The sequence below is a fragment of the Pseudomonas sp. GL_093 genome, from assembly GCF_057837605.1.
The window spans coordinates 6,926,673-6,938,616 of record NZ_CM174448.1; the positions used below are offsets into that span (position 1 = coordinate 6,926,673).

General features: G+C 60.5%; 11 protein-coding genes. 6 read left to right on the forward strand and 5 right to left on the reverse strand.

What is annotated here, in order from left to right; translation table 11 throughout:
* Nucleotides 1-6 precede the first annotated feature (6 nt).
* The 5 genes from AC3IUE_RS32030 to AC3IUE_RS32050 form a co-directional block, all read right to left on the reverse strand.
* Nucleotides 7-543, reverse strand: a complete 537-nt coding sequence (locus tag AC3IUE_RS32030) for a DUF3299 domain-containing protein (protein ID WP_046044992.1) — start codon at nt 541-543, stop codon at nt 7-9.
* Nucleotides 544-632: 89 nt separating this feature from the next.
* A complete protein-coding gene (locus AC3IUE_RS32035) occupies nt 633-878 on the reverse strand; it encodes a GlsB/YeaQ/YmgE family stress response membrane protein (protein ID WP_008030708.1) in 246 nt (81 codons plus the stop codon).
* 108 nt (nt 879-986) lie between these two features.
* Nucleotides 987-2,069, reverse strand: a complete 1,083-nt coding sequence (locus AC3IUE_RS32040; RefSeq protein ID WP_046044991.1) for a 5-(carboxyamino)imidazole ribonucleotide synthase — start codon at nt 2,067-2,069, stop codon at nt 987-989.
* 11 nt (nt 2,070-2,080) lie between these two features.
* On the reverse strand, nt 2,081-2,572 hold the full coding sequence (gene purE, locus AC3IUE_RS32045; protein WP_046044990.1) for a 5-(carboxyamino)imidazole ribonucleotide mutase: 492 nt from the start codon (nt 2,570-2,572) through the stop codon (nt 2,081-2,083).
* Nucleotides 2,573-2,902: 330 nt separating this feature from the next.
* Nucleotides 2,903-3,811, reverse strand: coding sequence for a LysR substrate-binding domain-containing protein (locus tag AC3IUE_RS32050; RefSeq protein ID WP_489264715.1), 909 nt, complete (start codon nt 3,809-3,811; stop codon nt 2,903-2,905).
* A gap of 180 nt (nt 3,812-3,991) precedes the next feature.
* Here AC3IUE_RS32050 and aspA point away from each other — a divergent pair, with 180 nt between their 5' ends.
* The 6 genes from aspA (at nt 3,992) to AC3IUE_RS32080 (ending at nt 11,938) form a co-directional block, all read left to right on the forward strand.
* On the forward strand, nt 3,992-5,416 hold the full coding sequence (gene aspA / locus AC3IUE_RS32055) for an aspartate ammonia-lyase (protein WP_046044988.1): 1,425 nt from the start codon (nt 3,992-3,994) through the stop codon (nt 5,414-5,416).
* A 498-nt stretch (nt 5,417-5,914) separates the two neighbouring features.
* Complete coding sequence (locus AC3IUE_RS32060) at nt 5,915-7,366, forward strand: alanine/glycine:cation symporter family protein (protein WP_489264717.1); 1,452 nt, start codon at nt 5,915-5,917, stop codon at nt 7,364-7,366.
* A 99-nt stretch (nt 7,367-7,465) separates the two neighbouring features.
* Nucleotides 7,466-8,470: an asparaginase gene (locus tag AC3IUE_RS32065; protein WP_489264719.1), complete on the forward strand. Its 1,005-nt coding sequence runs from the start codon at nt 7,466-7,468 to the stop codon at nt 8,468-8,470.
* Between the two features lie 161 nt (nt 8,471-8,631).
* Nucleotides 8,632-9,624: an AraC family transcriptional regulator gene (locus AC3IUE_RS32070; protein WP_489264721.1), complete on the forward strand. Its 993-nt coding sequence runs from the start codon at nt 8,632-8,634 to the stop codon at nt 9,622-9,624.
* A 168-nt stretch (nt 9,625-9,792) separates the two neighbouring features.
* The gene (locus AC3IUE_RS32075; protein ID WP_046044984.1) at nt 9,793-10,824 is read left to right on the forward strand and encodes a histone deacetylase family protein; all 1,032 of its coding nucleotides are present in this window, start codon (nt 9,793-9,795) and stop codon (nt 10,822-10,824) included.
* A 13-nt stretch (nt 10,825-10,837) separates the two neighbouring features.
* Entirely contained in the window at nt 10,838-11,938 is a 1,101-nt protein-coding gene (locus AC3IUE_RS32080) for a polyamine ABC transporter substrate-binding protein (protein ID WP_489264723.1), read from the forward strand.
* Nucleotides 11,939-11,944: the final 6 nt, after the last annotated feature.

An 11,944-nucleotide genomic window follows, 5' to 3' on the forward strand; every position in this document is an offset into this window, starting at 1 on the left:
GATCACCTACAGATCTGATTCTTTTACCACCCGCACTTTCGCCGCATCCAGCGCATACGCCGCATCAGCCAGGTCGTTGTTGACCTTCTCGACCTTCAGCGTGCCGGTCACCCACAGCGGCGTGTAGATATCATTCAGCTTCAAACCCTTCGGATAACGCACCAACACCAATTGATTAGGTGGCGGTGGCGGCACGTGAATGCAGGCGCCCGGATACGGCACGAGGAAGAACAGCGTGCTGCGGCCCTGGGCGTCGGATTCCAGCGGCACCGGATAACCACCGATGCGGATGTTCTTGTCGTTCATCGACGGCACGGTTTTGGTCGAATACATCACCGCCGGCAAACCCTTGCTCTGCTTCATCCCACCCTTTTTTGTAAAGGTGCCATTGGATTCGGGTGAGTTGTGGTCGATTTCAGGCATGGCCTCGAGGGCTTTCTGGTCCGACTTGGGCATCAATTCGAGCCAGTCGGTTTCCGGCAATTCGCCGGCATGGGCGAGGCCCGAGCCCAGTAAAAGGAAAGTCAGTAAAAGACGGCGCATGGAGGTGCTCGGTAAAGGAGAGGACGGTGCAACGCCGAGCATTCTAGCCCTCTCTGCGTGCGGCGCAGAGGGGGCTTTGTCGCTTTGGATCAGTTCTTTTTGATCAAACCGTAGATCACCAGCAACACCACCGCGCCGACCAGCGCACCGATGAAGCCTGCGCCTTGACCGGCCTGGTAGATGCCCAGAGCCTGGCCGCCGTAAGTAGCCGCCAGCGAACCGCCGATACCGAGCAGGATGGTCATGATCCAGCCCATGCTGTCATCGCCCGGTTTCAGGAACCGAGCCAGCAGGCCGACGATCAAGCCGATAAAGATGGTTCCGATAATTCCCATGGCATTTCCCTCTGAATGATTTGGATATGCCCAAAGCCTAGTCAGACTTTGGCATCCTGCCATGAGAGAACGGCGGCCCCTGAATGGTTCCGCCGCTGCCACATGAAACTATTCGGCGATGAGCGCTTCGACCTTGAGGATCTGCTGCTCCAGCGTGGCCTTGTCGGCGCAGCGCAGGTTGGCGTGACCGACCTTGCGACCGACCTTGAACGCCTTGCCATAGTGATGCAGATGGCAATCGGCAATGGCCAGGACTTTCTCGGTCTCCGGCACTTTACCGATGAAGTTGAGCATCGCGCTCTCGCCGACCTTGGCCGTCGAACCCAGCGGCAGACCGGCAACGGCCCGCAGGTGGTTTTCGAACTGGCTGCACTCGGCACCTTCAGTGGTCCAGTGACCCGAGTTATGCACACGCGGGGCGATCTCGTTGGCCTTGAGGCCACCGTCGACTTCAAAGAACTCGAACGCCATCACGCCGACGTAATTCAGCTGCTTGAGCACACGGCTGGAATAGTCTTCCGCCAAGGCTTGCAGCGGGTGGTCGGTGCTGGCCACGGACAACTTGAGGATGCCGCTGTCGTGGGTGTTGTGAACCAGCGGATAGAACCTGGTTTCGCCATCACGAGCGCGCACGGCGATCAACGACACTTCGCCGGTGAACGGCACGAAACCTTCCAGCAGGCAGGCCACGCTGCCCAGTTCGGCAAACGTACCGGCCACGTCTTCAGGTTTGCGCAGGACTTTCTGGCCCTTGCCGTCGTAACCCAGGGTGCGGGTTTTCAGCACGGCTGGCAGACCGATGGAAGCCACGGCAGCGTCCAGATCGGCTTGCGATTGAATGTCGGCGAACGCCGGGGTGGGAATCCCCAGGTCCTTGAACATGCTCTTCTCGAACCAGCGATCACGGGCGATGCGCAGGGCTTCGGCGCTCGGGTAGACCGGGACGAACTGCGACAGGAAAGCCACGGTTTCAGCCGGGACGCTTTCGAATTCGAAAGTCACCAGATCGACTTCATCGGCCAGCTGACGCAGGTGATCCTGATCGCCGTAATCGGCCCGCAGGTGTTCGCCCAACGCGGCTGCGCAAGCATCCGGCGCGGGGTCCAGGAAAGCGAAGTTCATGCCCAGCGGAGTGCCCGCCAGCGCCAACATGCGACCCAACTGGCCGCCACCGATTACACCGATCTTCATCGTCAACAACCTCAGGCGATGCGTGGGTCTGGATTTTCCAGGACGCTGTCTGTCTGCTCAGCGCGGAATTTTTTCAGCACCGCGTGGAACTGCGGGCGCTTGGCGCCGAGGATGCTCGCCGAGAGCAGTGCTGCGTTGATCGCGCCAGCCTTGCCGATGGCCAGGGTGGCGACCGGAATGCCCGCGGGCATCTGCACGATAGACAGCAGCGAATCGACGCCCGAAAGCATCGACGACTGCACCGGCACGCCCAGCACCGGCAGGTGGGTCTTGGCCGCACACATGCCTGGCAAATGAGCCGCGCCGCCGGCACCGGCGATAATCACCTCGATGCCACGCGCCTCAGCCTCTTCGGCGTACTGGAACAGCAGGTCCGGGGTGCGGTGGGCAGAGACCACTTTCACCTCGTAAGGAATGCCGAGCTTTTCCAGCATATCGGCGGTGTGGCTAAGGGTGGACCAATCGGACTTGGAGCCCATGATCACGCCAACCAGTGCACTCATCGTCGTGCCTCTTCTCTCTGGGCGCCCGCAGGCGCGTCAAAAAACAACAAGCCACGCAAAATGCGTGGCTTGATTGTACGAATTATGGCCGGACGAACCGGCCGAAGGCCGCGCAGTATACCTCAATGAAGCAGATAAACAGCCCCCATAGCGACCATCTGTCATTCGGCGCAAAGTGCCGGTTTTATTGACTTAAGAGTCAGTCAAATACAACACCGATCCCCTGTGGGAGCGAGCTTGCTCGCGATGGCGTCGGGACAGTCACCATTGATGTTGAATGTTAGTCCGCTATCGCGAGCAAGCTCGCTCCCACAGGGTTATTCGATGTGCTTAAGTGCCCTGCGCGGCACCGCCTTCCAGCTTGCGCCACAGCAACCGCACGTTCGCCTTGCGCACCAAGGCGCAGCGGTACAGGCGAATCTCCAGCGGCACATGCCATTGCGGGCCGCCGCAAACCACCAGTTCGCCACGAGCCAGTTCAGCGCGCACGCTGAGCCGCGGCACCCAGGCAATGCCCAATCCTTCCAGCGCCATGCTTTTGAGGCTGTCGGCCATGGCGGTTTCGTAAATGGTGGTGAAGCGCAGTGCACGCTGGCGCAGCAGCATGTTCACCGAACGCCCGAGAAATGCACCGGCGCTGTAGGCGAGCAGCGGCACACTGCCTTCACCCTCCAAGTCAAACAGCGGCTTGCCCTCGGCGTCCGCCGCGCAGACCGGGAGCATTTCAGTGTCGCCAAGGTGCAGCGACGGGAAAATCTCCGGGTCCATCTGCATCGCGGCATCCGGGTCATAGAACGCCAACATCAGATCGCAGCCGCCTTCGCGTAGCGCATGCACGGCATCACCGACGTTGGTTGCCACCAGGCGCGTCGCGATGTTCAGGCCTTCATTACGCAACTGCGCGATCCAGCGCGGGAAGAAACCCAGCGCCAGGGAGTGAGCAGCGGCAACCTGCATCACTTCACCCTGCCCGCCTTCCAGATGATGAAGGTGACGCAACACTTCACCGAGCTGCTCGACCACCGTTCGCGCGGTGACCAGAAACAACTGCCCCGCCGCCGTCAGCTCGATCGGCGTGCGCGAACGGTTGACCAGTTGCAGGCCGAGCGCGGCTTCGAGGCTGCGGATTCGCCGGCTGAACGCTGGCTGCGTCACGAAGCGTCGTTCGGCAGCCTGGGAGAAGCTGCGGGTGGCGGCCAGAGCACTAAAGTCCTCCAGCCATTTACTTTCAAGGTTCATCACGCCCTCCCGGACACGCACCAATTTAGGTCACACGCTCGCCGCACACGCGGCGTCACACGGGCATTATGCCGAATGTGCATAGGCTAGTGTTTAACAGCATTGGCCCAAAATTCTCCACAAGCCTAGCATTTGCAGTGTTCCGGCACAGACCGGGTCCATATCGAGATGATTTCTATCATGTCCTCCGCTGCATCTTTCCGCACAGAAAAAGACCTGCTTGGCGTACTCGAAGTACCTGCTCAAGCGTATTACGGCATCCAGACCCTGCGAGCGGTGAATAACTTCCGTCTCTCCGGCGTTCCGATTTCGCATTACCCGAAGCTGGTTGTCGGCCTGGCCATGGTCAAACAGGCCGCCGCTGACGCCAACCGCGAACTGGGTCACCTGAGCGAAGCCAAGCACGCTGCCATCAGCGAAGCCTGTGCACGTTTGATCCGCGGCGATTTCCACGAAGAGTTCGTGGTGGACATGATTCAAGGCGGCGCTGGCACTTCAACCAACATGAACGCCAACGAAGTCATCGCCAACATCGCGCTGGAGGCCATGGGTCACCAGAAGGGCGAATACCAATACCTGCACCCGAACAACGACGTGAACATGGCGCAGTCGACCAACGACGCCTACCCGACCGCGATCCGTCTGGGTCTGCTGCTGGGTCACGACGCGCTGCTGGCCAGCCTCGACAGCCTGATCCAGGCGTTCGCCGCCAAGGGTGTTGAGTTCAGCCACGTCCTGAAGATGGGCCGTACCCAGCTGCAAGACGCCGTGCCGATGACCCTGGGTCAAGAATTCCGTGCCTTCGCCACCACATTGAGCGAAGACCTGGCACGTCTGAAAACACTGGCACCTGAACTGCTGACCGAAGTGAACCTGGGCGGCACCGCGATCGGTACCGGCATCAACGCCGACCCGCGTTACCAGCTTCTGGCCGTTCAGCGTCTGGCGCTGATCAGCGGTCAACCGCTGGTTCCAGCCGCCGACCTGATCGAAGCCACCTCCGACATGGGCGCCTTCGTGCTGTTCTCCGGCATGCTCAAGCGCACCGCGGTCAAACTGTCGAAGATCTGCAACGACCTGCGCCTGCTGTCCAGCGGCCCACGCACCGGCATCAACGAAATCAACCTGCCAGCGCGTCAGCCAGGCAGCTCGATCATGCCTGGCAAGGTCAACCCGGTTATCCCGGAAGCGGTTAACCAGGTGGCGTTCCAGATCATCGGCAACGACTTGGCGCTAACCATCGCAGCCGAAGGCGGCCAACTGCAACTGAACGTGATGGAGCCGCTGATCGCGTTCAAGATCTTCGACTCGATCCGCCTGCTGCAACGCGCCATGGACATGCTGCGCGAGCACTGCATCGTCGGCATCACCGCCAACGAAGAGCGCTGCCGCGAACTGGTCGAGCACTCGATCGGTCTGGTCACCGCGCTGAACCCGTACATCGGCTATGAAAACGCCACCCGTATCGCCCGTATCGCCCTCGAAAGCGGCCGCGGCGTGCTGGAACTGGTGCGCGAAGAAGGCTTGCTCGACGACGAAATGCTCGCCGACATCCTGCGCCCGGAAAACATGATTGCTCCGCGTCTGGTTCCGCTTAAAGCCTGATCCGACGCGTTACTTGTGGCACCGCTCACCAGGTCGAGGGACTAGACACCTCTCACCTTTTGAGGGCTTGGGGATTTATTCCCCAAGCCCTTTTTTTTAATTATTGAAAGGACAACCGTCTTCTGTGGGAGCGAGCCTGCTCGCGATGAACGATTACGCGGTGTAACTGAAATACCGCAGTGCCTGCATCGCGAGCAGGCTCACTCCTACACGAGCCCGGCGCTAAAACGTCAGGTGTTTCAAAGGCTTCGATTTATCGCTTGCACCACAATCGTGCAGACGGACGGCACACTCATCGGTATAGTGCCGCCCCTCTTCGCGTGAGCGGTCGTCGGTAACGAGGCCCAAACCCATGCGAAACCCGAACTAATAACAAACCCGCAATATGAAATCGGGACGAACCTTCGCCTCACCTGTTTTGCCGCGTGCAATCCGGTGTAACGCGATGTTTCTGCCCGCCCAGCATTTGCCTACACAAAAAACAGCGAGGAAAAATCCATGCTCGAAGTCATTAACGACTTCCTCTCAGGGAAAGTACTGATCGTGCTCATTGTCGGGCTCGGTAGCTACTTCACGATCCGCTCGCGTTTCGTTCAATTGCGCCACTTCTTCCACATGTTTGCGGTATTCCGCGACAGCCTGAAAAGCAGCGCCGGCCAACTCAGTTCGTTCCAGGCCTTGATGCTCAGCCTCGCCGGCCGCGTCGGTGCGGGTAACATCGCCGGTGTCGGTATCGCCGTAACCCTGGGTGGTCCGGGTGCGGTGTTCTGGATGTGGGTGACCGCGCTGGTCGGCATGTCCAGCAGCTTCTTCGAATGCTCCCTCGGCCAGCTCTACAAGCGCTGCGACTCCGATGGCACATACCGTGGCGGCCCGTCCTATTACATCCAGCACGGCCTGCAGAAACGCTGGCTGGGCATGATCATGGCGTTCCTGCTGCTGATCACCTTCGGCTTCGCCTTCAACGGTCTGCAATCCCACGCCGTGACTCACTCGCTGAACAACGCTTTCGGCCTCGACACCACTTACACCGGCCTGGCGCTGGCAGTGTTGCTGGGTCTGGTGTTCATCGGTGGTATCAAGCGCATCGCCAAGGTCGCTGACCTGCTGGTGCCGGTGAAAACCCTGGTGTACATCGGCGTGACCCTCTACGTGATCGTGCTGCAATTCGACCACGTGCCGGGCATGTTGATGACCATCGTCAAAAGCGCCTTCGGTCTCGACCAGGCCTTCGGCGGCCTGATCGGCAGCGCCATCGTCATGGGCGTGAAGCGCGGCGTGTTCGCCAACGAAGCAGGCCTTGGCAGTGCGCCAAACGTGGCCGCAGTCGCGTCGGTCGAGCACCCGGTGGCACAAGGTGTGGTTCAGGCGTTCAGCGTGTTCCTCGACACTTTTGTGATCTGCACCTGCACCGCGTTGCTGATCCTGCTCTCGGGCTTCTACACCCCGGGCTTCGAAGGCGACGGCATTGCCCTGACCCAGAACTCGCTCGCGGCCGTAGTTGGTGACTGGGGCCGGAGCTTCATCTCCGTGGCCCTGTCGTTGTTCGTGTTCACCTCGATCCTCTACAACTACTACCTGGGCGAGAGCAACCTGCGTTTCCTGATCGGTGAAAACCGCAAGGCGCTGATCGGCTACCGCGCGCTGGTATTGGTGCTGATCTTCTGGGGCGCTATCGAAAACCTCGGCACGGTGTTCGCCTTCGCCGACATCACCATGACGATGCTGGCGTTCGTGAACCTGATCGCGCTGTTCCTGCTGTTCAAAGTCGGCATGCGCATCCTGCGTGACTACGATGACCAGCGCGCGGCCGGCATCAAGACGCCTGTGTTCGATTCGAGCAAATTCCCGGATCTGGACCTGGACTTGAAAGCCTGGCCAGCCAATCCGCCAGCGGCCGCCACCAAGGCTGAAGCCGAGCCGCAAGGCGTACCCGCAGCGCAACGCTGATCGGTAAAAAACCGGGCGCATCCCCCGCGCCCGGCGTGACACAGCGTGCGGTCAGCGTCATGCTCGACCGCATGCTGTCATCGTTCTCGGAGAACCCCCATGAATTCCTCGACCTACCCTGCCGCCCAGCACGTCATGGTGCTCTACACCGGTGGCACCATCGGTATGCAAGCCAGCGCTCATGGCCTGGCCCCGGCGTCCGGTTTCGAAGCCCGGATGCGCGAGTATCTGCACAGCCAGCCTGACCTTGTCGTACCGCAGTGGCGCTTTCGCGAGATGTCGCCGCTGATCGACAGCGCCAACATGAGCCCGGCTTACTGGCAGCAACTGCGTGAAGCGGTGGTCGACGCCGTCGATGTCCAGGGCTGCGACAGCGTCCTGATCCTGCATGGCACCGATACCCTCGCCTACAGCGCTGCGGCCATGAGTTTTCAGCTGCTCGGCCTGCATGCCCGCGTGGTGTTCACCGGTTCCATGCTGCCGGCCGGCGTGACCGACAGCGATGCCTGGGAAAACCTCAGTGGCGCGCTGGTTGCTTTGGGTCACGGCCTTGCCCCGGGCGTTCATCTGTACTTCCACGGCGAACTGCTGGACCCGACCCGGTGCGCGAAGGTGCGCAGTTTCGGTCGTCATCCATTCAAGCGTCTTGAGCGTCAGGGTGGCGGTGCGAAGGCGTCTTCAATACCGGTGCCGCTGACCTACAACCAGCCCAAGCAACAGGCGAAAGTCGCTGTGCTGCCGCTGTTCCCCGGTATCGGCGCCGAGATACTGGACGGCCTGCTCGACAGCGGCATTCAGGGCCTGGTGCTGGAGTGCTACGGCAGCGGTACCGGGCCAAGCGACAATCCAGAGTTCCTCGCCAGCCTGGAACGGGCGCGGGACAAGGGTGTTGTGGTTGTAGCCGTCACCCAATGCCATGAAGGTGGCGTTGTGCTGGATGTTTACGAGGCCGGCAGTCGGTTGCGCGATGCAGGCGTGCTTTCGGGTGGCGGGATGACGCGGGAAGCGGCGTTCGGCAAGTTGCACGCACTGCTCGGAGCAGGACTCGACACCGATGAAGTACGACGCCTTGTAGAACTCGACCTGTGCGGCGAACTCATCTGACACCACCCACCCCCTGTAGGAGTGAGCCTGCTCGCGATAGCGGTATGTCTGACACATTGATGCTGGATGTGCCGACGCCATCGCGAGCAGGCTCACTCCTACAGGTTCTTCGCTCGGCATATAACTTGCTGCGTTCCAGCATCCCAAGGCTGGAACACCCCATGCTCCACTCCCACCTCACCACCCTCAACGCTGTCTCCCTGGTGCTCAATACCTTCAAGGCCGAAGGCCTGTCCAGCGAAGCACTGCTCGCGGGAAGCGGCATCAGCGCGGCGGATCTGAGCCGGGCGGACACGCGCATCACCACCAACCAGGAAATGCTGGTGTGTGCCAATGCCGTCGCGTTACGCAACGATATCGGCCTTGAATTGGGCCGGCGGATGCATGTTTCGTCCTACGGCATGCTCGGGTACGCCTTACTCACCAGCGCCACTTTAGGTGACGCCTTGCGGCTGGCACTGCACTATCCGGCGCTATTAGGAACACTGTTCGAGTTGAGCCTGGAAGAGGATAACGAGCGCATCTGGCTCACCGCTGGCGACTATCGGGAAAACCCTGCGCTGGCGCCATTCAATGTCGAGTTTTGCCTGGTTTCGATGAAGGTCACTTGCGAAGACCTGCTCGGCCAACCGTTGCCGCTGCTTGGCGCCCGCTTCGAATACCCGGCACCGGACTATCAGGCACGCTACACCGAACGTTTCGATTGCCCCTTGCAGTTCGACGCTGCGTCCAACGCCTTTGCCTTCGACAAAGCCTGGCTGGAGCACCCCCTGCCTCTGGCCGACGCCATCACCCATCAAGCCATGGCCGAACGGTGCCGCAAACAGAACACCGAGTTCACGGGTCGCCAGGTGTGGCTGGGACGAATCCGCCAGCTACTCAGCGCGCAGTTGAATGCGGCGCCCGGCCTCGAAGGTTTGGCCGAACAGATGAATTGCTCGGCGCGCACCTTGCGTCGGCACCTGAATGACCTGGGTTGCAGCTATCAGGAATTGCTTGATGAGCTGCGGTTCGAGCAGGCCAAACGCATGCTCTGCGAGGACCAACTGCCGATCTATCAAATCGCCGAAGCATTGGGTTTCAGCGAGACCGCGAGTTTCCGCCATGCGTTTGTGCGCTGGAGCGGTGTGGCGCCGAGTCAGTTCCGCCCCTGACTACTGATCGTTCCCATGCCCTGCGCTGGGGCACCTGCTCCAATAAGGGGCGAATTCCGGTCAATTCTTTTGGCCATATCGATCCCCTTTTGGCCTTTCCTGCCGTTCTCTCAAACGCCGCGCGCCGCAAGACTGTGTTCAACCGAATCAGCCTGCGGAGAACAAGAAATGCTGACGATCTACTCGGACGATCACCACCTGCACCACGGCCGTTGCGAATTGATGGACGGGCAACTGATGCCCTGCTTCGAAATGCCCTCGCGGGCCGACCATGTTCTGCAGCGCGTGCAGTATCGCGATCTGGGCCCTGTGGAGGCGCCCCAGGATTTCGGCCTCGACCCGATCGCGCGCATCCACAGCCGCGATTACCTCGACTTCTTCAAAGGTGCCTGGGCGCGCTGGACCGAATTCGGTACCGACGGCGACTTGCTGCCCTACACCTGGCCGGCCCGCACCCTGCGCCGGATCATCCCCACCAGCCTGCACGGCCAGCTCGGCTATTACAGCTTCGACGGCGGCGCACCGATTACCGCTGGCACCTGGCAAGCAGCGTACAGCGCGGCGCAAGTCGCATTGACCGCTCAAGCTGTCATTCAACGCGGCGCCCGCAGTGCCTTCGCTTTGTGCCGTCCACCGGGACACCACGCCGCCAGCGATTTGATGGGCGGTTACTGCTACCTCAACAATGCCGCCATCGCTGCGCAGGCGTTCCTCGATCAGGGCCATAAAAAAGTCGCGATCCTCGACGTCGACTACCACCACGGCAACGGCACCCAGTCGATTTTCTATGAGCGCAGCGACGTGCTGTTCACCTCGATCCATGGTCATCCGGAAGCCGAGTTCCCGTTCTTCCTCGGCTATGAAGATGAGCTGGGTGAAGGGGCCGGCGAAGGCTTCAACTTCAACTACCCTTTGCCGGCCGGTAGCGGCTGGGACAGCTGGAGCGCCGCACTCGAACAAGCCTGTAAAGAGATCGAAAAGTACGGCGCCGATATCGTCGTCGTCTCCCTGGGCGTCGATACGTTCAAGGACGATCCGATCTCCCAGTTCAAGCTCGACAGCCCGGATTACCTGGCCATGGGCGCACGCATCGCGGGCCTCGGCAAGCCGACGCTGTTCGTGATGGAAGGCGGCTACGCGGTAGAAGAAATCGGCATCAATGCCGTGAACGTTCTCGAAGGTTTTGAAAGCGCCCAATGAGGAAATTAGAACAATGAAAAGTCTCAAGCGTTTTATCGCTCCAGCCCTGTGCGCCACGGTGCTCAGTGCTGCTGTCCACGCCGAAGAGCGAACGTTGCGCGTCTACAACTGGTTCGACTACATCACCCCCAAAGCGCTGGAAGACTTCAAGGCTCAGAACACCCAGACCAAACTGGTCTACGACATCTTCGACACCAACGAAGCGCTGGAGGCCAAGTTGCTGACCGGCAACTCCGGCTATGACGTGGTGGTGCCGTCCAACGTATTTCTCGCCAAGCAGATCGAGGCCGGCGTTTTCCAGCCACTGGATCGCAGCAAACTGCCGAACTGGAACCACCTCGATCCCAAGCTGATGAAGCTGATCGAAGCCAACGATCCGGGCAACAAATTTGCCGTGCCGTACATGTACGGGACCATCCTGATCGGCTTCAACCCGGACAAGATCAAGGCTGCACTGGGTGCCAACGCACCCGTGGACAGCTGGGACCTGATCTTCAAGGAAGAGAACATCAGCAAGCTCAAGCAGTGCGGCGTCGCGCTACTCGACTCGCCGTCGGAGATCCTTCCGCTGGCCCTGCAACACCTGGGTCTGGACCCCAACAGCAAGAAACCGGCGGACTACGACAAGGCTGAAGCGCTGTTGATGAAGATTCGTCCGTACGTCACCTACTTCCATTCTTCGAAGTACATGGCCGACATCGCCAACGGAGACATCTGCGTCGCCGTCGGTTATTCCGGCAGCTTCTCCCAGGCAGCAAACCGCGCCAAGGAAGCCAAGAACGGCGTGATCGTCGACATGCGCCTGCCGAAAGAAGGCGCGCCGATCTGGTTCGACATGCTCTCGATCCCCAAAGGCGCGAAGAACCCGGAAGACGCCTACACCTTCATCAACTACTTGTTGCAGCCGCAGGTGATTGCACCAGTCAGCGACTTCGTCGGCTACCCGAATCCGAACAAGGACGCCACAGAATTGGTCGACCCGGCGATCCGCAACAACCCGAATCTATACCCTACCGAAACGGCGATGAGCACGCTTTACACCCTGCAACCGCTGCCCCGCGATGCCGAACGGGCACGGACCCGGGCCTGGACCAAGATCAAGTCCGGTACCTGACGGAAG